The following is a 22457-nucleotide window of genomic DNA, read 5'->3' as shown; positions in this document are numbered from 1 at the left end:
ACATCACGTGACGGCCTGCTCTAGGACGGAAAGCGTTGTTTCGTGTTGACGCCCGATCACCGTCCGCACGAGTGCGCCATCCCTGAACACCAAGAAATTCGTCGGCACCGATGGAATGCGCGGTCCTGGGAGAATCACACCGGCAAGATTTAAGGGATCCGTCGCTGAGAGTTTGACCTCGTGGCCGGTGCCGGGAGATATTCCTTTATTTCGCATCGCTCGCAGCGACTCCACCGCCTCCGGCAACGCAAACTGTTCTCCGGTAAATCCGCTCACAAATCTCCCGCCTCGCGCCTCGCCGGCCATCTCCATGCGCCGATACTGCACAAGAAGATCTCGCCATGACTGAACCAACGATTCCCGCGCCAGCACATCTCGAAACACCACGCCATAACGGCGCAGGAGCTGGCGAGCCACCTGCTCCGTGTGAGGCGCCGAAGTCGCTGCAACCGGAAACTGCGTGCTGACCACTGCGGGCTTCGTTGACCGGAGCAGCGACCACCGTCCAGTTGAATGCCGGGGTCGACGAGCTCGTTCACGACCCTCGGCACGACGCCGATGCGGATCCATCAGGGCTCGAAGGTTGTCGAACCCATCTGCCGTCACAAACCCTGCTGCCACAAGTTCCCACAGTCCGTGTTCCACTTCCGCCGGAAGATCGTGTGTGATCCGGACCAGATCGGCAAAGAAGCTTGCGCCGTGTTCCTGCAATGCACGACGCAGATTTTGCGCCACCGAACTCAAATGCAGTGCAGAATCCGATCCGGTTGCGGCTGTCTCTCCACGCAAGACCTGCATCAGCCATTCACTGTCCTCACGCGGAAACAGACTGATGGGAGCGACGCTCGTGGGTATGATCCGGCGTCGGTTCCGGTCATTATCAAGCACCAAATTGGGATGAGGCGAGAGCCGTCCCCAGCTCACCGCTCCGCTCAGACAGAGTCGATCCAAGAGTTCCGGCTCGTACTTGGCCATGCGCAACCGCAAGAGCTGTGGTTCCCACGCGGAGGCCGCCGCCTCGAATCCCGCGAGTTGCCCGATCACTTGCTGCAGACCGGCTTCACCATGCTGACGTGATCCGGGTAGGACATGCTGCCATTGCATTAAGAACCGCATAAATTCCAATGCCGTGACCGGCTCCACCTCTTTGCGCAACATACCGATGGTCAGACGATGGATACGAGCCAGCAGACGGCGGTGACACCACTCGGGCGTTTCAAGCCCGGATTGCGAGGAATGCCGGGAGTCGATCACTGAATAAGATCGGAACTGGCCGCGCAAGACTTGGCCGGAACTCTCGAGCCGAACCATTGAGGTGTTGATCGCATCAACCGGAAGATGCAGACGTTCAGCCAACTTGTTTGTGGTTGTCGAACCGATGCTCTCCATCCAGCCAAGAACCATGGCATCAAGGGTCGCATCGTCGCCGGCGATGAACAGTCGTTCTACGCTGTCCCGATTCTCTGTTGCCACCCATCCCTTCGCCTCATGCCCATCCGCCTGTATTGACGACTGAACTGCCCGCCCCTCATCGACCAATCGCGATATGTGCGCCGCCCACTCCTTCGCTTCCTCAGCGGGTAACCAAACCAGGGTCAGCAGCGCATCGTGTAGTTCATCCGGATCGCGAACCACGGGCCATGACTCCCGCTGCACTTCCTCTATTGCCGCCGGATCGAGCGCGCCGACCTGGCCGGCCATTTCTGCGGGAAGCGTTCGCCGCATTTCCACCGCCCGTGCCCGACGCTCCTCCAGCGGCGCATCATCCAAAAAGGCATAGGGATTGGCATTCAAGATTTCATGGGACAACGGTGACGGTGTCGGCGTATCCATGGCAAGGCATTCGATTGTTCCGGTCTCTATTCTCGTAAGCAGTCGTGTCAGCCCATCAAGGTCCATGGCCTCCGTCAAGCAATCGCGTACGGTCTCGGCCACCAATGGATGATCCGGAATCTGCCTCGTACGTTCACCGACCATATTATCCTGGCATGCGAGAGCATCAGGAAACACAGCCGCCATCAAATCCTCCGCTTTCATCCGCTGAATCTGAGGCGGGACTTTCTTGCCGCCGGAAAAACGAAGGAGCATCAGCGCGCGACTCAGGTTCCACCGCCACCTCGTCATAAACATCGGCGCCTGCAACAGCGCTTGAATCAACACGTCCCGAACCGTGCGGCTATGGAGATAGCCGAACACTGACTCGAGCGGAAAACTGTGGCGCTCACCCAAGGAAATGACGATTCCATTGTCGGTCGCAGCCGCCTGCAATTCGAAATCAAAGGTGACGCAGAACCGCTTGCGCAGCGCGAGTCCCCAGGCCTTGTTGATCCGTCCGCCGAACGGAGCATGGAGCACCAACTGCATGCCCCCGCTCTCATCGAAAAACCGCTCGGCGATGATGCGGTCCTGGGTTGGCACGGCGCCTAACACTGCGATCCCTGAGGCGACGTATGCCGCCGCCTGCTCAGCCCCGCGTTGATCCAATGCACACTCCGTCCTCAGAAAGCTGATCGCTGAGCGCTGACGGCTCGAATCGGGAACAGGTGAAGTCACCCTATCGGCAATCGCTTGCCGCAGAGACGCCACCGCAGCAGACAGCTCGGTTGTCCGAGACGGAGCCTCTCCTCGCCAAAACGGAATGTTGGGCGGAGCCCCTTGCGCATCCTCCACTCGCACCTTTCCCGCTTCAACCCCTTTGATTCGCCACGATGTGTTGCCGAGGAGCATGATGTCACCGGCAAGACTTTCAACCGCAAAGTCTTCGTCGACGGAGCCCACCACGGTTCCCTCCGGCTCAGCCACAACGGCATAATTGGCGGTATCGGGAATAGCACCACCCGACGTGATCGCCGCCAATCGCGCCCCTCGTCTTCCTTTGAGCCGATGATTGATCCGGTCATGGTAGAGGTATGCGAGCCCTCGCCCCCGTTGTGTCGCGATACCATCCGCCAGCATGCGAAGGATCTGAGAAAATTCCTCATGGGACAGATCTCGGTACGGATAGGCCCGCCGACACAGGGCGAAAAGATCTTCTTCCGTCCAGATTTGGGTAGCGGCCGCAGCCACAAGCTGCTGCGCCAAAATATCCATCGGCGCAGTCGGGATCTCGATCTGGTCCAGCGCGCCGTCGCGAATGGCTCGTACCAATGCTCCACACTCCAGCAATTCGTCCCGGGTCATCGCGAAGAGACGGCCCTTGGGAATGGCGGTGACCCAATGCCCCGCACGACCGATCCGCTGCAAACCTGTCGCAATGGCTCGGGGCGAACCGATCTGGCAAACCAGATCAACGGTCCCGACATCGATACCCAGTTCCAGCGAAGCGGTTGCGATCACCACGCGTGTTTGACCGCTTTTCAGTCGCTCTTCGGTCGACAGCCGGATCTGCCTCGAGAGACTGCCGTGATGGGCTGCCACCGCGTCCGGTCCAAGGTCTCGCAGGCGATCCTCCAAATAGTGTGACACTCGCTCCGCCAGCCGCCGAGTATTCACGAACACCAGCGTCGAGCGATGTTGTCGGACGAGTTCTGCAACACGGTCATAGACATCGGACCAGATGGCGTTCGTCGCGACCGCGCTCAACTCGTCCTTGGGCACCTCGACCGCAAGATCCAACTCCCGTCGATGCCCCACGTCGATGATCGTCGGACGAGACCGAGCGCCTACCAGAAAGTCCGCCACCAATTCGATCGGTTTTTGCGTTGCAGAGAGTCCGATCCTCTGCGGGTTCTTCATCGTCAGGGCTTCCAAGCGTTCCAACGACAGCGCAAGGTGCGCACCGCGCTTGTTGGGTGCGAGAGCATGAATTTCGTCGACGATGACCGTTCGTACCGTCTGCAAAAGCCGTCGACTCTTTTCGGCAGTCAATAGAATAAACAATGACTCCGGAGTCGTGACGAGAATGTGGGGTGGCCGCTTGAGCATGTGCTGGCGATCCGCCATCGGGGTGTCCCCGGTCCGTACTAAGACACGCAGCTCCGGCATCAAGAGCCCGGCTTGCAGTGCCAAGTGCCCGATCTCGACCAGCGGTTTCTGCAGATTTTTCTGAACGTCGTTACTGAGAGCTTTGAGGGGCGATATGTAGAGAACCTGCGTGTGGTCATCAAGTTCGCGGGCAAGGGCCTGCTTGAACAAGCTATCGATACAGGCAAGAAAGGCTGCGAGGGTTTTGCCTGAACCGGTCGGCGCGGCAATCAACGCATCCGCTCCGGAGTGAATCGCTGGCCAGGCTTGGATTTGGACGTCAGTCGGCCGACCGACACGCGAAGAAAACCATTCGGCAATAATCGGATGAAACTGTGCGAGAGGCATCGGCCGCATCTTACCATGCATCGGATATGTACGCGTGACCGACTGCCCTAGGGTTTACTCCAATAGTGGATGTGCCCTCGTTTGGTTAAACTTATTCATGATTCATTCTCGTGTATAGGATGGCGGGTGAGCACATTAAGGAAAGTACTGGACAGCTAGACGGTTGTGAGTGACACTCTGACACGAGAATATGAGTGTCTGTATGATGACAAACGAGGGCTGATCATGTGGCTTCTCTTGATTGTCTTGTTGACACCCCCTGCCGGTGTAAGTCCCGCCACAGTGCTGAACACCTTTGCCACGTATGAGGATTGTCAACCCGAACGGAATCGCATCGGTTTTGAAATGGCGGAAAGTTATCCGTACGAGAATGATTTCCGCATCGTTTGCGAGTTTCGAGCGCATCCCAAGGCTCTGACACACCATATCGATGAGGAGAACTCCCCGCTCGATCGTGTTGTCCACGTCCAGCTGCCGATTCCTCAGGACCCATCCTCCGTCATGCCCCGGACCGATTTCCCGTTTCGCAACTCATAGCAGCTATGGCATCATAGCTGACCATGCATCTCTCCATCGTTATTCCAGCCTTCAATGAGGCACGCCTGATCGAGCGATGTCTCCAATCCGTCAGCGAATCGGTCGCCGCCAACCGCGCGCCACGTTTCGCATCGAGCATCATCGTTGTCGACAATAATTCCACCGATAATACCGCCGAGCTGGCAAGACAGGCGGGGGCGCAGGTTGTCTTTGAACCGATCAATCAGATCGGTAGGGCGCGCAATGCGGGAGCCGCTCACGCAACCGGCGACTGGTTGCTTTTTTTGGACGCCGACAGTCTGCTCAGTCCGGGCCTGCTTGCCGATATTCTACGAGTGATCGAAGGAGGGAAACACGTCGGTTGCGGCAGTACCTTGCGTATGGACGGGCTGCCTTGGTGGGCACACCTGACACTGCGCATTTGGACCGGAGCATCGATTCTGTGTCGATGGGCGGCAGGGGCCTTGGTCGTGTGCCGCCGCGATGCCTTTCAAGAAGTCGGCGGGTTCGACCAGACCCTCTATGCGTTGGACGAAATCTCTCTCAGCAAGCAGCTCAAGCGATGGGGGCGCACACGCGGCCTTCAATTCACCATTTTAACCGGACATCCGTTGGAGACATCGACGCGCAAGGTCTCGCTCTATTCAGGCCGAGAGATCGCCGCACAAATCTTCCGAGTCCTTCTGCTTCCAAGGAGAACCTTGCACGACAAAAAGCAGCTCTCCGTCTGGTATGACGGACGGCGGTGAGCCTTCTCGATAGCAGGCTTGCACAGTTTCATTATGCCTAGATACCGGCGTACCATTCATATCCCTGGTCTTCCCAATAGCCCCCCTTCCCGCCGCCGATGCCGGCAAGGGATTCGACCAATTCGATCTTCATGACATATTTTGCATGTTTGTACCCGAGCTGACGTTCGAAGCGAAGGCGGAGCGGGGCGCCGTGCGGAATATCTAATGGGGTACCATTCAGTTCATAGGCCAGAATCGTCTGAGGGTGGTAGCAATCGGCCACGGCCATGCTCTCGTAGTAAGCGATCCCTTCATCATCCACATCAGCACAATGAAACACCGCATAGCGGGCATTCGGCAATGGTTCGACTTCTCGCAGTAAGTCGCTGACCGGAACCCCGGTCCATTTTCCTATGGCACTCCAACCCTCCACACAGTCGTGGCGAGTGATTTGCGTCCGAAAAGGGAGTTCCTTCAGCGCGGCCAGCGACCAACTCCTGGGCGTCTTGACCAGACCACTCACTTCCAACATCCACTCTGAAAAGTTTCGTGCGACATGTTCGGCATACTGTTCTGTCCCCGGATCGATGGATCCATTCGCCGGAAACACCGCCGAGATATCGGCCTCACCATATTCTTTGGCCAGCGCATTCTTGGAAGTCACCGCCCGTTGCGCCGCTTCGGTCAACCGTTCGGTCTTACCGAGGATGGACGGGAACCAACTGCTTTGCGTGAGATTGTCGCAACCGGAGACTACAACCAGGCTCGCGGCACCCAAGGTCCCTTTAAGGAAGCTTCGTCGTCTCATCGCGCGTTCATACTTCATGGCCCACTCCTCTATGTTTGACAATGAACCACCCGGTGACCATCGAGCGGATGTTGTTGAAGAATCCTGTGAGGATCACCTGCAGGACGTGAATCATGATGAATCCGACGAATGAAAAACAGGCAAGAAAGTGAAGCGTCCTCGCCCCTTGGCGACCTCCTAGGAAAGTCAAAATCCAGGGGAATGCCGCATCGATCATCGGCGACATGGCCAAGCCGGTCAGCACGATCAGTGGGGCCACAATGAACAAGATGCTCGCATAGGTCAGCTTTTGAAGGACGTTATACCGCTTGGCTGCTTCGCCTACAGGATGTTGCAAGATCAGGTGATCTCTGATGGATTTCCCGATTCCGCGCAGATCTTGACGAGTTGGCGCCAGATCACGTGTGACGTGTCGGCTTGCCAATGCATACGCCGTAAAAATTAGGCCGTTGATCACAAAGAGCCAGGCCAAGAACAGGTGCCATTGCCGCCCCATGGCAAGCCACCTGGCGCTCGGAACGGTCGCCCAGGCCGGAAACGCGCGGCGCATTCCATCGGAATAGCCCAGTACACCGGTCGTATCGAACTGATGGCCGACAATAGTTGTGACCCCTTTCATTTTCCCCTGCTCGTTTACAATAGACCGGATCGACAGCAACGGTTGATCACGATCCGAACGATCACCCCAATACAGTGCAGGATGGGCATTGAAGATCTGCAGGCCGCTCATGATCAGGATGATCAGAATAGGGACATTCAGCCAATGGCTGATCCGCACCGGCAGTCGATGGCGGTACACCTGTTCAACGGAAGGCTGGGTTGAAGCGGTTTGATCGTTCAACAGAGGCGGTACCGATACCGTAGGTTCTGAAATCGGCACGTGTTCCCCTCTCCAATCGGGCTGAATAAGTAACAGCTTCATTTTACCTCTCCTTGGAAGGCATTCACATAGCTCTTCGTCGGAGACGTTGTCTATTTCTTACAAGATACTGGATGAGGTATCTCTGAAGAAACGAAGCGGCCTGCAACCGGGAGACCCGAGCGCAGGCCGCTGGAGAGAGAATAGGTTGGGCTGCTTCCCTTAATAACCCATCGCGCCTTTCATGCCACCCTTCATCTCGTCTTTCTTCGCCTTCATTTCACCGCTCATCTCATTCTTTTTCATCTGCATGTCGGTTTTCATCTCACCTTTTTGGGCTTTCATCTCGTCATGCTTCGCTTTCATTTCACTTTTCATGTCAGCCTTCATCTCACTCTTCGTCTCATCTTTCATCTTCCCCATTTCATCGGCATAGGAAATAGTGCCACCCCCCATAAGACACCCAGCTACAGCAATCGATAACAGGATCTTCTTCATTGAACGCCTCCTCGTTGGTAAGTGATGGTTGAACGGCATCCGGCAAACCGTTGTCGTAGTCGAAGCCGGTTGACCGGTGATGGGAACTCTTTGGGAATGAGTGCTACCGCAGCCCGCACAAGTGAGATCTGTCTGACATAGGCCCGACAGCCGACGCATGACGCAAGATGAAGACCGATGTCCAGCTTCATACAGTCCGAAAGACGGTCTTCCAGATAATCCGAAGCACGATCTGTCAGTTCGCGACATGTCATTCCGCTGTCGATCCATTGAGAAGGGTGGTCTTCCATGCAAAGCCTCTGGTTGTGGACTATTCATTCGTGAGTCCTCCGTCTCTCAAATTTCTTACACATACGCCAGGCACTAGGGAGAAAAGAGGTTCCTACCTGACCTTGGCGTATCCGTCGACCGACCTTTCATCGGCGAATGCCTGTTCGACCGCCGCTCTGACTCGTTCCCTTGCGCGATGCAGCCGGACATAGAGATTTGTTTCCGTGATATTGAGGACTTTGCAGACCTCCTTGGCCTCCACTCCCTCAACGTCGCGCAGGATCAAGACTGCTTTGAGTGTCGAGGGCAATGCTTCAATGGCCTTGTTCATCGCGGTCACGGCCTGTTGGTCGGCCAACAGCTTTTCAGGCGTTTGCTCGTCCCAAGGCTGAGGGGGAAACGCCCAGTGGCCGATCCGTTCGCCGGATTGCTGGAATCGAGATGGGTCGATGCCCTCCTCGCTTGCATCGTCGGGCGACTCAAAGGCGGAAAATGCGACCTGTCGCTTATCGCGCACTCCTCGATCCTTGGCCTTATGAATGACGATCCCGAAAATCCAGGTCCGTAGGGATGATCGACCCTCAAATCGATTCAACCCTTTGATGACGGCTATCCAGGTATCTTGAACGACTTCCTCCGCCACTTCGCGATCCGTCACATAGCCCATGGCCATGCGAATGAGTGCGCTATGATGCCTATCGACCAATTCATCGAACGCCCGTTCATCACCTCTTCGTAACCGGATGATCAGGCTATCTTCATCTTCGGGTACAGCGACGCCCGACCTGACACGGTCAGGCATCATCTGCTGTTCGATCGATGCGCTCAGAGTTCCAGTGGCTGTATTCATGATCGGTCTCCAATTTGAAGCAACTCCGTGACGAATGACGGGGTGCCCCTGAGGGTCACGTTTGTCCTCAATAAGTTGTTGATGACCTCGATTCCATTCGCATCGATGTAGTCGACATTCGAACAATCCAAACGCACCGCCTTCTTCTTTCGAAGATACGAACGACATTCACCCTCAAGCAGCGCCGCCCATTGCTCCGTGACTTTTCCTTCCAGTTTGAAAAGCACGTCTCGCCTGTTCTCCTCTATTTTTGTGATCTTCAGCATCGTCTTCCGGTCTCCTTCAGCTGTGGCCTGATGCCGGCTATTGAGCAACCGCAATGCCATGCCGCGGATACGGCCAGAGGTCGTGCTAAGTGATGGAATGAATTATGATTTTTAGTGGGAACTTCGCGCAGGATCGAAAATCACAGGAATGGGTATTCCCAAAATATTGGGATCATCACGGCATAATGGGAAAATCTACGGTGAGTCGAGGGAGAAGACCGTGACTTAGATTATAGGGTTGCAGCCAGGGTTGAAGTAGCACGCCATACCGAGCTCGCCGCTTTGCTTTTCTCGAAGTCCATCAGTCCAAGAGCGCTGCGAGCGACGCGTAGTCGATTGAGGATTTGACCTGGTCCAACCAAGCCTTGCGCTGGGCCAATTCAGGCCGATTGTACACATCGTCTTCGGTAAATGTGGGGACAAAGACGGCGATGACTTGTATCTTTCCTGGTTTGCTCCGATCCGGGAAGGCCGGATCCATCTTGAAGGCGAGTGCCTGATCTATGGTGCCAGGTTTCAGGCTGTTCAATTCAAAGGCGTCTCGTAATTCCTCAGCCTGCATGGCGGCACGTTCCATGTGGTCCTTGCGAACCAGTTCAGCTTCCATCGACAAGCTGTTGGCTTGAGCTCGCAGTCGTTGTGCCTCCGCATGGTTGCCGGCATTCCCTGCTGCCACCGCTTCCCGGTCCAGCGCAAAACTTTGAGCCAGTGCCTCGTCCACTCTTCGTCGGTCGTCCGTGCTCAGCTCTTGTATCGTGGCAATACGGGCCTCAAGCGCCTTACGGGCCGAGTCCTCCGGATCGGCCCACATCGCCGGCTTGGCAAGCTGCTCGGCGGTGAACGATGCCCGGTAGGTTCGGTATTCACTGAGCAATTTCGAGAGGTATGCATCCCGCGCCGCATCCCTGGCCTGCGCGGCTTGGACGTCTGCGGTAAGCCGCCTCATGTTCTCCATGTAGTTATCGGCACCGGCCGGATCGTTCCTTCTCAGCAGTGCCGCAGTGCGTTCAACCATCGCCCGATCGGGTGCTTTGCGCACAGCCTTACCCCTGTGCCAATCGGCCATGGCCTTTTCGCGCGAGGCGCCAAGGCGATCAAGCCGATCCCCGAGTGTTTGAGGAATCCATGGGAGCCGCTCCTGCTTGGAAATTAGCACCCATCCGCCATAGTCGGGATAGCCGGCCACGGTACCGGTCCGTTTCGGGATGTCGTCGGAACCCATGAACATCTCTTTGGACAGATAGTTGAAATACACACTGACTCTCCCGATCGATCCATCCACTCGGTCCGCCTGAGGGTTGACCCTGCAGTCCCCCTCCCAGATTTTGATACCCACCGACGTCTGCTCCGGATAGGCACGCATGAACAAGCGTGAGTTCCATAGGCTATGCGGGCTGGCCGCCATCGTGGTCCGCATGCGAACCGGGACCGGTGAATCCATGAGTTCGCGTGATTGTTTCACAATAGCTTCGGCGGCGCTCATGGCTTTGAAGTACCGCGCCCATCGTTTGTCGGTGACCGGTCCTTCGTCCTGACGCGGGGTCCAGCACTGGACCTGCGCGACAGCGGTCGTCGGAATGCTGAACGACGACAGCACTGCAAGCACACTGAGATAAAATGTGACATGGGCTACGAACAGAATCGGCGTACGGACTCTCATCTTATTAGCGAAAAGCAATCGTCACTGGCTTATGCAGGACGGTTGATCCCCAATTTCTTCATGCGGGCTTCGAGCGTAGTGGGTTTCAATCCAAGAATTGCCGCCGCGCCCTTAGGGCCGCTCACGCGCCAACTGGTTTGCTCCAGAATTTCGACGATATGCTGCCGTTCAATCTCTTCGAGCGTGAGTGCTTGCCCGTTGCCGAATGCTTTCCCACCCACGGGTGAAAGCCAGTCGATCGGTTCCAGTTCCGAGCCTTCGCTCAAAATGACCGCTCGCTCGATGACATGCTCGAGTTCGCGGATGTTTCCCGGCCACCGGTAGCGTTGCAATGCCGTCATCATTCGCTCTGGGATATGGGTAATGTTCTTTCCGAGGCGGGTCGCATGTTTTCGGACAAAATATTGGGCCAGCAACGGAATGTCTCCCTCTCGCTCGTGCAAGGAGGGCACATGAATCGGGAACACGTTCAGGCGATAGTAGAGGTCGAGCCGGTAATGGCCCGATTTCGAGAGTTGCTCAAGGTTCCGATTTGTGGCGGCGATCACACGCACGTTCACTCTAAAGGTCTGTGTTCCCCCGACTCGCTCAAACTCACCCTCCTGCAAGACACGTAACAGTTTGGGTTGCAGGTCGAGCGGGAGTTCACCGATTTCGTCGAGAAAGATCGTTCCTCTATCGGCTACCTCGAAACGGCCCATCTTCCTGGTCAAAGCTCCGGTAAAGGCTCCTTTTTCATGACCGAACAGCTCGCTTTCAATCAACCCGCCGGGGATAGCCGCACAATTGACCTTGACTAGGGGCCGGTCCTTCCGCGGGCTTAAGTTATGGATGGCCCGGGCGATCAGCTCCTTGCCGGTTCCGGTTTCGCCGGTGATCAGCACGGTGGAATCAGTCGGCGCAACCCGCTCGGCGCCTTTGAGTACTTTCTTCAGTGAAGTCGATGAGCCAATCAACTCTTCAAAGTTATGGCTCCCCTTGATTTCTTCTTGCAAGTACACATTGGCGGCCTCGAGCCGCGCTTTCTCCTGTTCCATCAGCACTTGTTCGGTAATATCGATAAACATGGTGCGAGTGTAGGTGCCGGTAGGGTCCGGCCTCGACCACCATCTGATCCACAGAGGCTGACCGTTATCCTTCCGGCGCAATTCGAGCACGACCCCGCTCGTGTCGATGCCCTTGCCAATGGACTCGAAGGCATCTTTCAAACGGCGCTGCGCATCCGGTGTGTCAGGAATGAAGGACGCGCCGTAGGTGCCTTCAACCTGATCCGGTGTGATCCCCAACGTTCTCAAGGCCGTTTTGTTCGCCCTAATGAACTTAGAATCCAAGCCTTCGTTGACATAGGCAATGGGCGCCTCGTCGAAGAGATCGCGTAGTCGCTCCTCATTGTCTTTCAGTTGGGCCGCCATTCGTTCTCGCTCGAGTTCGGCGCCGGCCCGAACGCCGAAAATCTTGAAGACCGAGAGAACCCGTGGATCGTCACGCATCGGGTTGGTGTCCATCACCGCCAGATGTCCCATCACTCCCCCTGCGCGATCTACGACAGGAATCGCCAGATAGCTCTCCACGCCCAGTTTCGCCAAGTCTTCCCGGTGTTCCGGAAACAGGTCTTGAACCTTTTCGGGGAACAAACAGACCTCACCGGCCAGCACGCGCTCACAAGGCGTGTGGAGCAGGTCGTACTCGAAATTATCGAGAAACCCGTCCCCTTTCCAGAAGGCCAAGGTTCTGACGCGCGTGCGAGTCTCCTCAACGAATTTGGACACGAAGGCGTATTTCACCTGCAGTGCTTCGGCCAGATTTTTCACCAACGACGGGAAAAAGGCGGCTCCGGTGGCTGCCGCGGTTCCTTCGTCAATCTTACGGAGCGTCAGATCGCTCTTCCTCAAGGTCTGTTCGTAACGCAACCGTTCGAATTCCGCCGCAGCGCGAACAGCGAAGATGCCCAGAACCGAAGTGGGGCCCACGTGGTCCGGCATCGGCTTCGAGTTCATGATGGCCAGATGGCCCACGACGCGGTTCAATGAATCGACAACCGGGACACCGCAATAACTGTCGACACCGATATCCTGGATTAACCGCACATGAGGATAGAGGCTGCGGAGGGCATCGGGATGATGAACACATTTTTTTGTGAGCACGGTTTCGCAGGGACCATTGGAGGGAACTTCGAAAGTCGGCAATACCCGGCCTTTCCCCCACCCTGCCTTGGATCTAAAGGTGGTACCGTCCTCTGTCAGTTCCGAAATGTAGACATAGTCGGCCTCCAGCGCGATCGCCAGTTGCTCCACGAGCGATGGAAAGAAGTGCTCGCCGACACTCGCTCCGACCCCTTCGAGGATTCTACGGATGAGCGCCCCGGTTCCCGCCGTCTCGTCGACGGGGTGGAGCGGAACAGGTTCAGGTTCGGAGGGCGACATCGTACTCATCCGGCGGCAGGATGGCGAGTAGAAGAATCACGGGTTCAAAGTGTATCACCGGGAGGGAAAAGGTGGCAACGTGAGCGACTGCGTCCCAGGTCAAGTGCACTCGGCGGAGGAGCAGCCGGCCGTGCGCCACGGACCGTGCAGCGGGCTGTAACGGAATCTCCGTTCGAGTGGGAGTTGTTCTTCACCGTTGACACGGTCCTCTGAGACACGTAGCCTGACTTTTCATCCCATCTTATGAATCGCAAGCAAGTCGTCATCATTGGGGGCGGGTTTGGAGGTCTGACGGCGGCCCGCGCCATTCATCGTGCCGACGTCATACTGATTGACCGCACGAATCACCACCTATTCCAACCGCTGCTCTACCAAGTCGCCACCGCCGCATTATCTCCTGGCGATATCGCATGGCCGTTGCGGACGGTCTTTCGTTCCCAACCGAATGTCCGAGTGGTGCTGGACGAGGTACTGTCGATCGATCGAGTGGCTCGCCTGGTTCACCTCCGGGAGAGCCCGCCGATCGCGTTTGACGTCCTCGTGGTCGCTCCTGGATCGCGACACGCCTACTTTGGACACAATGAGTGGGAGGAGTTTGCGCCGGGGCTCAAAACAATGACCGACGCGGTTCAGCTGCGTGAGAAGATGTTGCTTGCGTTTGAGGAGGCTGAACGACGAAGAGTGGCCACGGACAAGCAAGATCGAATTACCTTCGTGATCATCGGAGGAGGTCCGACAGGAGTGGAGTTGGCTGGGGCCCTGGCCGAGATTGGGCGAAAAGCCATGGGGCCCGACTTTCCGACCTTGCGGCTCGATGACCTTTCCGTCATGCTCGTGGAAGGCGGCTCCCGCATTCTTCCCGGCTTCGACACCGCACTCTCGGCAAAAGCCGCAAAGGCGCTCGAACGTATGGGAGTGACGATTAAGCTGAACAGCCCTGTGAGCGCGATTCGTGCCGACGGCGTGACAATCAACAACGAATGGGTGCCTTCGACAAACATCATCTGGGCGGCAGGCAATCGGGCTTCGCCTCTTCTACAGACGCTTTCAGTCCCTCAGGACGCTCCCGGTCGGGTCAAGGTTCGGCCGGATCTGACGATCTCCGAGGATCCCTGGATCTTCATCATCGGTGATGCCGCACATTGTGTGGGTGCTGATGGGAAACCATTGCCGGGTCTGGCACCCGTCGCCATGCAACAGGGGCGATATGTTGCCGATCTCATCGATCGTGACGTCGATCTGGAACAGCGCCCGCCCTTTGTCTATGCAGACCGTGGCATGCTGGCCACAATCGGGCGCGCACAAGCCGTGGCGCAAATCGGTCCTATCCGTGCCTCAGGGCTCCTTGCCTGGATACTGTGGTGCATCGTCCACATCTTCTTCCTGATTGGCTTTCGGAATCGAATACGGGTGATGTTGGAATGGGTCTGGTACTACCTGACCTTCAAACCAGGGGCGAGGTTGCTGTTTGACCGGCCTAAGGTTTCCCGTACCCCATCGCCGAAAGATCATTCCAATCGCTAACCCGATTGAGACGCCCGGACTCCTGTTTCACGATGCGTAAGGGAACCGTCTGTTCAATGGGCCGGGATGTTAGGACCGATCTTTTCGAGGATGACTTGCTTGACCTGTTTCGCGAAGCGCTTGGAAATTTCCAGGTTCCGCAGGACGTGACCGGACTCGGATACCTTGTATGTGGCCGGAAAGGCTTCCGAGGTGATCGTCGCCTCAAACACCACGGCCAACGTCTTGCCCGGCTTTCCCGTCTTCCGATCGATCCCGTGGGCCTCCCTTAGCGATACTTTTGGAGACACCTCGACGTCGGCGCCGGACAACACATGCGGTTTCAACAGACCTGATCGATTCCGATTATCTTCGAGGAGCTTGATGATGGGATCGGCGGCAAGTTCGCTTCGAATCTGCTGCTCCACCGCGCCTTTTGTTCGCTCGGCCTTCTGCATCTGTCCATCCAACACCGCCGGAACGAGGTTCACATAAATGGGATCGTTCGGTTGCCGTCTCGGAGCACGATTCAGTTGCGCCAGTTGTTCAGTCCTTCTCACGCTGAATTGTTCTTCCATTTCTTGGGCTGCTGCCTGCCGTTTTGCCACCGGATCGTCCGCGTCGTGAATAGTGGTTTTCCCATTCTGGTCGATCTCATACACGAGCGTCTTGGCGCCATGATCGTCGACGCGATAGACCTTCTTCCCGCCGTTCAGGTTTGCCGTGTAGTAGCTGCCTGAACAGGCCACCATCATGAAATATGCCGCTACAAGACTACTGGCAACGATCATCCCAATCGCATGACTGTCCTTGGCATCCATGAATTCTGGCTCCTTCATCCTCATTCGCATGAGGCCACTCCGGTGAGAGCCCCAAGCTGATGAAGTAAGTGTAGCAGCGCCGATCCTTACCGCTAGGACATCTGCTGTGCGGCGCTTGATGGACTCAAGAAAACACAAGACCGACCGATTCTTAGAGAGAAGGTGAATCAGCAGATGTCAAGGAAGCATTTGACACAGTTCTGTTTGGCACGTGGCGTGATTTACAGCCTAATCCGGGATGGTTGATCCTTGATTGAGCCTGCCGTTTTATTTCATCCAATGACTCGAAAGCGTGTCGTCATTATCGGGGGCGGGTTTGGCGGCATGACGGCCGCACGTTTCCTGCGTGACGTCGACGTGGTCCTGATCGACCGAACGAATCACCACGTCTTTCAACCGCTGCTCTATCAAGTCGCCACCGCCGCCCTGTCTCCAAGCGACATCGCCTGGCCGTTGCGCACACTCTTTCGTTCACAGCCCAACGTCCGCGTGGTCATGGACAACGTGCTGGCAATCGATCGGGCGGCTCGAACGGTCCGTCTCCGGGAAAGCGCGCCGATTGCCTTTGACGCGTTGATTGTCGCTCCCGGATCGCGTCACGCGTATTTCGGACACGATGAGTGGGAAGCGTTGGCTCCTGGACTCAAGACCATGGCTGATGCCGTCCATTTGCGCGAGCGGATGTTACTTGCATTTGAAGAGGCGGAACGGCAACGAGCCGAGACCGGGGCACAGAATCGCCTCACGTTCGTCATCGTTGGAGGAGGTCCGACAGGAGTCGAGTTGGCCGGCTCGCTCATCGAGATCGGGAGAAAAGCGATGGGGCCGGATTATCCTCACTTACGCCTTGAGGATCTCTCGATCATCCTCGTGGAAGCCGGCCCGCGTATTCTGCCGGGATTCGATGCCAAGCTGTCGGCAAAAGCCCTTGGTGTGCTCGAACGTATGGGTGTGACAGTCATGCTGAACAACCCGGTGAGCGCGGTCCGCTCCGACGGGGTGATGGTCGGCACTGAATGGGTCCCCTCCGCCAATGTCATCTGGGCAGCCGGGAATAAAGCATCACCTCTTCTGAACACCTTGGCAGTCCCTCAGGATTCATGCGGTCGAGTCAAGGTCCGAGCGGATTTGACGATTCCGGATGATCCCTGGATCTTCGTCATCGGTGACGCTGCCCATTGCGCTGGCCGCGACGGCAAACCTTTACCGGGAATCGCTCCAGTCGCCATGAGTGAGGGGCAGTATGTCTCTAGATTAATCAATGAGGAGGTTCAGCCCGACCAACGTTCGCCTTTTGCTTATGTAGACCGCGGTATGTTGGCCACGATCGGCCGAGCCCAAGCCGTCGCCCAGATCGGGCCGGTCCGTGCATCAGGACTCCTAGCCTGGACACTCTGGTGCGTGGTCCACATTTTCTTCCTTATTGGATTCAGAAACAGAGTACGAGTGATGTCTGAATGGACATGGTACTATCTCACCTTCAAACCAGGAGCAAAGTTGCTTTTTGGGCGGCAGGAAGAACCTCAAGGTATATCGATGCGGACAGAGGAGGCACGTCCAAGGGTCAAAGCCGCATGACGACAGTCACGTGGGGGCACCCCACCGCGTACAGCCACTTCTTTCGTGTTTGATTCTCCCTCCAGTCTCCGACAAACCATCTTGATATAGATATTCGGTGACAGTCATCAGGTATACCCCGAGAAAGCTCACGGCATTCATCTCCGATTAACCTATTGCTGGCTTAAACCGTCTCGGTTTTATATCTAATTTATAATATGTATTAAACATTTATATATAAGATATTTAAGAGATATACATAATGTCTTAGTTTAATTTATAAATCTGGAGGCAGCATCTAAATAGCTATCTTGCTTAACTCCGCGCTTGAGTGTCGATCGATCCAAAATGGTGTCGCCCTCATTAGTTGGGTCTTGCCACCTACCAGGGTAGTAGCTCGAACTCCCACTCCCATATTACCGTGCGATGACAGTCAGCATTCCCTTAAAGAGGAAGCAACATGTCTCCAGGACTACTCTCCAGAATCGAGATCGACTGCATTCTTTCAAAGGGATCGGAGGATTTGAGGGGGGACGGATGCATCTATGAACTATCGTCTTCTCCCCCAACTATCTCAAACCCTGAAAAAATTCGTCCGGGTGACTATGTCAAGCTTCGCCTGTGGTTCCCCGATGAAAGCTCACACATCTATATCGAGCTGGCGGAAATTCAATGGGTCAAGAATCACTGGATCAAAGTCGACATTCTCGCAGTCTCACCCAAGGACAAGGCGAGGCTCAAGCAGTTCGTAGCTTCTGAAGGGCACTCCGCATCTTCTTCACTCAAGATGATCGAGCAAATCTTGATTCGCGCATGAAAGTCGATGCCCAACTCAGATCCCGGTCACCTAGGGAAATTACTACCTTGTTGTCGACGCAAACGTTTGATGAAGTATTACTTGGGTGAAGGTCGCTGCTTGTGGAGTGCCCACCCATGGGCGGCAAAAGGCTTTCTCTCCCTCCAGAGGAAGCCTACCTTCACCCATAATCCCATCTTCCTCAGTCTCCATCCATTTTGCTTATCGACTATGCTGAGCCCCTATGCCTGCACCATGACAAGTACGTGGAATCGAGTATCCCTCTTTGGTTCGTATCATCCTACCTCCACGGTATTTTCGGCACATCTTACGAGGCATATCCTGACGCCAGATCGATTGCAACGCAACGGATGACCAGGAGGGATGACAATGGAAAAACAACCTGGCACGACAAGACCTATCCGACAGGAAGTTCATGGAAAGGCGTGCCTCTTCTGTGGAGGGAAGACCTATCAACTTGTTCTTCGAGCGTCGGGCCCATCCAACAAGTCAACCTTGTTCGTTCGTTGCCGTCAATGCGGCCATCCGAAAAGTTTGGATTCGGACTTCAAGAGTATCCTGTGGATCTGAGTTGCGGCAGTTGGTGCGCGAGTAACCCAACAATCCTAACGAGGGTCATCATATGTCGTTTCGTCACCTGCAAACTCACATAGAACGAACCAGACAGAAACGGAAAGCTTTGCACATGCTGGCGCTCAGCGGCGTCGTACGACCAGGCCACGTTGAGCTTCGCTATACGCTCCCGCTCTCGATCGTTGAAGATTCAACCGACAATTCCCACAATAACCATGCTGCCTCTGTTGCACGCTTGAGCGTTTTCCGAAAGTGCTTCGGATTCATGATCCGGCTCCTGAAAGACAACCGATCACTCAGACTGCGCGTACTCAATTGCATGCCCAAGCTCCGCAAAGCTGCGCCTACAGACATTGTTCATTCTCCCTAAGGATGGCCAAAGAGAGAACTCCTACGATTGTTTCCCCGCGCAAGCCGACAAAACATTGACGGATTAACCTTTCTTACACCGTCAATGTTTTGGACATTATACGCAAGCGCAATTACGTAGCATCCAAATCATTGGCATTCTGCAATTGCACATTTTGGTGCAACTCTTGCTTCCCATTTCCATCAGCTGTGAACGTAACCACCTGGGAGGGATCGATGGAATGTCCGAAGTGCAAGGGGATGATGATGTTGGAGCGCTTCTCGGATTTCTTTCTCGTCTTCTATGCATGGAAATGCATCAATTGCGGCGCCCTTATCGACCGCACCATCTCCAATAATCGCCGCAAGAGTCTGTCTGCGCGAGAATCGCAAACTGTTGCCGCACGCTAAGACGCTCCTCACTTGGAGCTTGAGGCACTTCGACTCAGCGCGCAACGCGGCCGCACGTTGTATTGCTGATCCGGGCGCGGAAAACGGTGACGAGGGAATGGCGAGGAATAGCCATTTTGTTGCCACCGTGAACTGCGCATGACGCTTCTCCTGCGCGGCCTGCGTTGTGGCGGAATCCCCACGTCTCAAAGTCCACCCGAGTCAGGTGCCTTGCCTGTGCCCACGTTTTCCGATTTTGAATGACCAGACGGACGGAGAAGGCCTTCACTGCGGCATTTTCTGTCCAGCATCTTCTAACCCACTCAAAATGAGGTTATGATGTTGGAGCGACTTGGAGTGACTCGGCTCAGGCTTGGGAGAGGCTACCGCTCGTAAAATTCATCCACGACCAAAAAAGACCGACTAAAACACATTTGCAAAACATGGGCAGCGGTCAGTCATCATCGACTGGTAAAGACAACTACGGATGTGGGGTTTTGAATATCGTGGCAAAACCTGTCAGTGTCCTTCGCTGATGCATACCGTTGCCATAGTAGTCGTGTTGCTGTTCATCACGGGACAGGCCAACGCATGCCAGAGCGATGACATGGAGTTGGTCCAGAAGGGGAAACAACTTTTCAATGGAAGTGCGGTCTGCTGGGAATGCCACGGCACCGACGCCGATGGAAAGACCAACGTGACTCCGGATGTTGAGCAGCTCAATCCCAAGCCGACAGACTTGAGAAATCCCGCCGTCTTACGATTACACACTGACATGGCACGCTACAACGCCATACGAGACGGCATTCCAGGAACCGGCATGCCGCCGTTCCGAGGCATGCTCTATGAAAATGAAATTCAACTGCTGATTGAGTATCTGGAAGTTTTGAAAGCGGGCGGATGTTAAAGACCGTGACGACTTGACCATTTGAAATCCCCTGCCGGAAGGCAAAGCGCTGATCGATATACACGGACCTACCTTCTCATCGATACCGACTAAGCCTTAGTTTCACACGACTCCCCGCTTTTCTTTCCATTGTGTCATGCCCACCTGCGTGAGCACGCGCGCTTACACCGATGAAATCTGCCAATGCCCTACGCCTGCCACCGCGAACGTACTAGGGAAATCGCCAGCTCAAGAATGGGAGTAAACGATCAATTATCACATCTACCCAAGGCAACTAGATGCCTTGGTCGCTTTTAGCCGTGGACCACTATGAAGATCCGCATAATTGGGAGGTGCTATGGAGGAGGATCTCAACTCTCGCCCAACAAGGGACACCTATAAAAGCCTGCAGATTGTGTTGACTCCTCATAGACAGGATGATGGGACATGGGTCTGTGAATATGTCATCATTGAGTTTGTCATCTCCGAATCACCGTCCACGAGGGGCTATACAGACAGCAGTTTTCCTTCTTCGAGCGAGGCTAGAGCCGCCGCCCTGTTGATGGCAAAAACGATCATCGATTCACGTTCAGGAACGGGAGCTGCCCCCGTTTCACAGGCGCACCAAGCGCGGGAGAACCCCGTGACGGAATCGAGCTACAACGGACGCGCCATCAAGCTGAGAGCCGGCCAGCAAGAGGATGGAACATGGATCTGTGAGTACACCATTCTCCAACACGGGCTGACACAAATATCGAGGGCCACCGGCCGTACCACCGGGAGTTTCTCAACTCGGGACGAGGCAGAGGCTGCCGCAATGGAAGTCGCGCAAGGTGAAATTGATTCACACGTTCCTCATTCATCCAGCAACCAATCTTGAATGCCCCAATGGAGGGCACCATGAGCCCTACTCGAGACGATCTTCAGCTGAAGATTCACCTTATTCGAGAGTGCCTTGCCCAGCGGTTCCATGATGTGCTTCCCCATAGTCCTCAACAAGATCGGTTTGTCTTTAACGATGGCGCGCACTCGTTCCAGTTTGGATTCTCCCGTCCCGCCATGGAAGCTCTCCCCTTGGATCGACTCCGAACGTTCATGGAAACCGAGGCTATTTCACTGATCGTTCAGAACCCAGGCATGCAAACGTTTTATGGGACTGATGGCCTCAGCGTGAGGGACACCGTGCCAGCCTGATCTCCTGCCCACCCTCTTCACCGAATTTAGTATTTTCCCTAGATAACAATCAGGCCGCTTCGAATGCTATTGTATGCGGGCATGCGGCAAGGAGATCACCGCGACCACGTGGGTTCCTCACGTTCAGACTGCGGAGGGAACGATGACCACTCATGAGGAGGATGTCGATCCCGTTCGAATTCAAATCATCCTCGATTGTCTGGAACAAATCTCCGACGACATCAGTGTCGGCGAGCGCCTGACGTTGTTTGTCGTGCATCAGGACGGACATAGCTGGCAACTGCGATTCAATCGCGACTTCCTGGAGAATGTCCAACCCGTAGAAGACCTACAGCCGTATATAGACACCACGGTGATTCCCTCGCTGCTCGCCAATCCAGACCGGCGACTGGAAGTCGGACCTCATGGCGAAATCAGTGTGTTCTCGAAAAGTCCGACTGCCTAACCTCGCTCCGTATCCGTACTCTCCACCGACGGCGGCATTGTCGACTATCGCACCAGTGCGAGCGAATGCCCGTGACTTCTCCTTGATAGATCGGCGTTGAAGGAGCCGAGAATGGCACGCAAAGGTCGGAAAATGGTTCCTTACAGTAACGCGGCTATGGGAGCGAGTTTGCACACATGGCTGAGATCCTGGTGGAACACGGCCTAGTGGAACCTCAGGACAATGCGGAAGCCTTTGCCGTTGACGTGATGAATCTTCTGCAGTCCCAAGGCCATCTGAATGCCTATGGCGATGTGGCATTGGGTCGATTCATCGTGCTTCCGTCGCAGGGCCCGGTGGTCTCGTTGTTACTCGTTTCACCCTTACCGGCAGATCCCTATGATGATGAGCTTCGACGGAAACCATCACCGATTCAATTCGGTCGGACTGCGAGCGACCAAATCGTCTTCCCAAGTCGCATGCTGCTGACGATCATCGAAGAGTTGGCGAGTAATCCCGTCGTACCTGAAGTGTTACAAATATTATTCTTGAACTTTTCTCGCTGTGCGCTGCCGTTTCCAGATATCGTGTTGCCTCTTGAGGTAGAAACCGTCGCGCTCCCAACTGAAGAGCAAGACATTGTTGAAGCCCTGATGCCAGGATGCATCCTGACAGTGAATCTTAAAACGAAGCCTTGATCCTTCCTCATACTACTCAATGGCGTTGGCCGC

General features: G+C 55.4%; 21 protein-coding genes. 11 read left to right on the top strand and 10 right to left on the bottom strand.

Going from position 1 to position 22457, the window contains the following annotated elements:
- Positions 1–3: 3 nt before the first annotated feature.
- Positions 4–4311, bottom strand: a complete 4308-nt coding sequence (locus tag H8K03_00985) for a DEAD/DEAH box helicase (protein ID UVT20529.1) — start codon at positions 4309–4311, stop codon at positions 4–6.
- A 225-nt stretch (positions 4312–4536) separates the two neighbouring features.
- Between H8K03_00985 and H8K03_00980 the strand changes: the two genes are divergently transcribed.
- Together H8K03_00980 and H8K03_00975 are read left to right on the top strand one after the other, a co-directional pair.
- A complete protein-coding gene (locus tag H8K03_00980) occupies positions 4537–4848 on the top strand; it encodes a hypothetical protein (protein ID UVT20528.1) in 312 nt (103 codons plus the stop codon).
- A 23-nt stretch (positions 4849–4871) separates the two neighbouring features.
- The gene (locus H8K03_00975) at positions 4872–5597 is read left to right on the top strand and encodes a glycosyltransferase (GenBank protein ID UVT20527.1); all 726 of its coding nucleotides are present in this window, start codon (positions 4872–4874) and stop codon (positions 5595–5597) included.
- Positions 5598–5634: 37 nt separating this feature from the next.
- Here H8K03_00975 and H8K03_00970 read toward each other — a convergent pair whose 3' ends face one another.
- The 8 genes from H8K03_00970 to H8K03_00935 all read right to left on the bottom strand — a co-directional run bounded on the left by H8K03_00970 (position 5635) and on the right by H8K03_00935 (position 13213).
- The gene (locus H8K03_00970; GenBank protein UVT22338.1) at positions 5635–6387 is read right to left on the bottom strand and encodes a molybdopterin-dependent oxidoreductase; all 753 of its coding nucleotides are present in this window, start codon (positions 6385–6387) and stop codon (positions 5635–5637) included.
- Positions 6388–6394: 7 nt separating this feature from the next.
- Positions 6395–7309, bottom strand: a complete 915-nt coding sequence (locus H8K03_00965) for a cytochrome b/b6 domain-containing protein (GenBank protein UVT20526.1) — start codon at positions 7307–7309, stop codon at positions 6395–6397.
- 159 nt (positions 7310–7468) lie between these two features.
- The gene (locus tag H8K03_00960) at positions 7469–7744 is read right to left on the bottom strand and encodes a hypothetical protein (GenBank protein ID UVT20525.1); all 276 of its coding nucleotides are present in this window, start codon (positions 7742–7744) and stop codon (positions 7469–7471) included.
- Positions 7741–8034 (bottom strand): hypothetical protein, encoded by a 294-nt coding sequence (locus tag H8K03_00955; protein ID UVT20524.1) that lies wholly within the window; start codon positions 8032–8034, stop codon positions 7741–7743. Before H8K03_00955 ends, H8K03_00960 begins: the two co-directional genes overlap by 4 nt.
- 92 nt (positions 8035–8126) lie before the next feature.
- On the bottom strand, positions 8127–8816 hold the full coding sequence (locus H8K03_00950; protein ID UVT22337.1) for a sigma-70 family RNA polymerase sigma factor: 690 nt from the start codon (positions 8814–8816) through the stop codon (positions 8127–8129).
- Positions 8817–8860: 44 nt separating this feature from the next.
- On the bottom strand, positions 8861–9130 hold the full coding sequence (locus H8K03_00945) for a hypothetical protein (GenBank protein UVT20523.1): 270 nt from the start codon (positions 9128–9130) through the stop codon (positions 8861–8863).
- 301 nt (positions 9131–9431) lie between these two features.
- Positions 9432–10790: a hypothetical protein gene (locus tag H8K03_00940; protein ID UVT20522.1), complete on the bottom strand. Its 1359-nt coding sequence runs from the start codon at positions 10788–10790 to the stop codon at positions 9432–9434.
- Between the two features lie 29 nt (positions 10791–10819).
- Entirely contained in the window at positions 10820–13213 is a 2394-nt protein-coding gene (locus H8K03_00935) for a sigma 54-interacting transcriptional regulator (GenBank protein ID UVT20521.1), read from the bottom strand.
- Positions 13214–13456: 243 nt separating this feature from the next.
- On the opposite strand from H8K03_00935, the gene H8K03_00930 reads away from it, so the two are divergent.
- A complete protein-coding gene (locus tag H8K03_00930) occupies positions 13457–14737 on the top strand; it encodes an NAD(P)/FAD-dependent oxidoreductase (GenBank protein ID UVT20520.1) in 1281 nt (426 codons plus the stop codon).
- Positions 14738–14790: 53 nt separating this feature from the next.
- Here the strand turns inward: H8K03_00930 and H8K03_00925 are convergent, their stop codons facing one another.
- Positions 14791–15537 carry a hypothetical protein gene (locus H8K03_00925; protein ID UVT20519.1) on the bottom strand — a complete coding sequence of 249 codons (747 nt, stop codon included), beginning with the start codon at positions 15535–15537 and terminating at the stop codon, positions 14791–14793.
- A gap of 279 nt (positions 15538–15816) precedes the next feature.
- Between H8K03_00925 and H8K03_00920 the strand changes: the two genes are divergently transcribed.
- From H8K03_00920 to H8K03_00885, 8 genes are all read left to right on the top strand, one after another.
- Entirely contained in the window at positions 15817–17115 is a 1299-nt protein-coding gene (locus H8K03_00920; GenBank protein ID UVT20518.1) for an NAD(P)/FAD-dependent oxidoreductase, read from the top strand.
- A gap of 439 nt (positions 17116–17554) precedes the next feature.
- A complete protein-coding gene (locus tag H8K03_00915; GenBank protein UVT20517.1) occupies positions 17555–17911 on the top strand; it encodes a hypothetical protein in 357 nt (118 codons plus the stop codon).
- A 1158-nt stretch (positions 17912–19069) separates the two neighbouring features.
- On the top strand, positions 19070–19243 hold the full coding sequence (locus H8K03_00910) for a hypothetical protein (protein ID UVT20516.1): 174 nt from the start codon (positions 19070–19072) through the stop codon (positions 19241–19243).
- A 466-nt stretch (positions 19244–19709) separates the two neighbouring features.
- Positions 19710–20129, top strand: coding sequence for a c-type cytochrome (locus H8K03_00905; protein UVT20515.1), 420 nt, complete (start codon positions 19710–19712; stop codon positions 20127–20129).
- Positions 20130–20466: 337 nt separating this feature from the next.
- The gene (locus H8K03_00900) at positions 20467–20988 is read left to right on the top strand and encodes a hypothetical protein (protein UVT20514.1); all 522 of its coding nucleotides are present in this window, start codon (positions 20467–20469) and stop codon (positions 20986–20988) included.
- A gap of 20 nt (positions 20989–21008) precedes the next feature.
- Positions 21009–21302 (top strand): hypothetical protein, encoded by a 294-nt coding sequence (locus H8K03_00895; protein UVT20513.1) that lies wholly within the window; start codon positions 21009–21011, stop codon positions 21300–21302.
- A gap of 142 nt (positions 21303–21444) precedes the next feature.
- A complete protein-coding gene (locus H8K03_00890; protein UVT20512.1) occupies positions 21445–21747 on the top strand; it encodes a hypothetical protein in 303 nt (100 codons plus the stop codon).
- A 176-nt stretch (positions 21748–21923) separates the two neighbouring features.
- On the top strand, positions 21924–22424 hold the full coding sequence (locus tag H8K03_00885; protein UVT20511.1) for a hypothetical protein: 501 nt from the start codon (positions 21924–21926) through the stop codon (positions 22422–22424).
- The last annotated feature ends 33 nt before the right edge of the window (positions 22425–22457 follow it).

The organism is Nitrospira sp. (genome assembly GCA_024760545.1).
Lineage (GTDB): Bacteria > Nitrospirota > Nitrospiria > Nitrospirales > Nitrospiraceae > Nitrospira_D.
This window is presented reverse-complemented; position numbering and strand designations above follow the sequence as displayed.

What these genes read in the sequence shown, in the direction of transcription:
- H8K03_00925 (UVT20519.1), bottom strand. Translation starts at nt 15,537, where the DNA reads ATGGATGCCAAGGACAGTCATGCGATTGGGATGATCGTTGCCAGTAGT.
- H8K03_00945 (UVT20523.1), bottom strand. Translation starts at nt 9,130, where the DNA reads ATGCTGAAGATCACAAAAATAGAGGAGAACAGGCGAGACGTGCTTTTC.
- H8K03_00905 (UVT20515.1), top strand. Translation starts at nt 19,710, where the DNA reads ATGTGGGGTTTTGAATATCGTGGCAAAACCTGTCAGTGTCCTTCGCTG.
- H8K03_00890 (UVT20512.1), top strand. Translation starts at nt 21,445, where the DNA reads ATGACCACTCATGAGGAGGATGTCGATCCCGTTCGAATTCAAATCATC.
- H8K03_00900 (UVT20514.1), top strand. Translation starts at nt 20,467, where the DNA reads ATGGAGGAGGATCTCAACTCTCGCCCAACAAGGGACACCTATAAAAGC.
- H8K03_00985 (UVT20529.1), bottom strand. Translation starts at nt 4,311, where the DNA reads ATGCCTCTCGCACAGTTTCATCCGATTATTGCCGAATGGTTTTCTTCG.
- H8K03_00955 (UVT20524.1), bottom strand. Translation starts at nt 8,034, where the DNA reads ATGGAAGACCACCCTTCTCAATGGATCGACAGCGGAATGACATGTCGC.
- H8K03_00975 (UVT20527.1), top strand. Translation starts at nt 4,872, where the DNA reads ATGCATCTCTCCATCGTTATTCCAGCCTTCAATGAGGCACGCCTGATC.
- H8K03_00940 (UVT20522.1), bottom strand. Translation starts at nt 10,790, where the DNA reads ATGAGAGTCCGTACGCCGATTCTGTTCGTAGCCCATGTCACATTTTAT.
- H8K03_00920 (UVT20518.1), top strand. Translation starts at nt 15,817, where the DNA reads ATGACTCGAAAGCGTGTCGTCATTATCGGGGGCGGGTTTGGCGGCATG.
- H8K03_00960 (UVT20525.1), bottom strand. Translation starts at nt 7,744, where the DNA reads ATGAAGAAGATCCTGTTATCGATTGCTGTAGCTGGGTGTCTTATGGGG.
- H8K03_00980 (UVT20528.1), top strand. Translation starts at nt 4,537, where the DNA reads ATGTGGCTTCTCTTGATTGTCTTGTTGACACCCCCTGCCGGTGTAAGT.
- H8K03_00935 (UVT20521.1), bottom strand. Translation starts at nt 13,213, where the DNA reads ATGTCGCCCTCCGAACCTGAACCTGTTCCGCTCCACCCCGTCGACGAG.
- H8K03_00910 (UVT20516.1), top strand. Translation starts at nt 19,070, where the DNA reads ATGGAATGTCCGAAGTGCAAGGGGATGATGATGTTGGAGCGCTTCTCG.
- H8K03_00950 (UVT22337.1), bottom strand. Translation starts at nt 8,816, where the DNA reads ATGCCTGACCGTGTCAGGTCGGGCGTCGCTGTACCCGAAGATGAAGAT.
- H8K03_00895 (UVT20513.1), top strand. Translation starts at nt 21,009, where the DNA reads ATGAGCCCTACTCGAGACGATCTTCAGCTGAAGATTCACCTTATTCGA.
- H8K03_00915 (UVT20517.1), top strand. Translation starts at nt 17,555, where the DNA reads ATGTCTCCAGGACTACTCTCCAGAATCGAGATCGACTGCATTCTTTCA.
- H8K03_00965 (UVT20526.1), bottom strand. Translation starts at nt 7,309, where the DNA reads ATGAAGCTGTTACTTATTCAGCCCGATTGGAGAGGGGAACACGTGCCG.
- H8K03_00970 (UVT22338.1), bottom strand. Translation starts at nt 6,387, where the DNA reads ATGAGACGACGAAGCTTCCTTAAAGGGACCTTGGGTGCCGCGAGCCTG.
- H8K03_00930 (UVT20520.1), top strand. Translation starts at nt 13,457, where the DNA reads ATGAATCGCAAGCAAGTCGTCATCATTGGGGGCGGGTTTGGAGGTCTG.
- H8K03_00885 (UVT20511.1), top strand. Translation starts at nt 21,924, where the DNA reads ATGGCTGAGATCCTGGTGGAACACGGCCTAGTGGAACCTCAGGACAAT.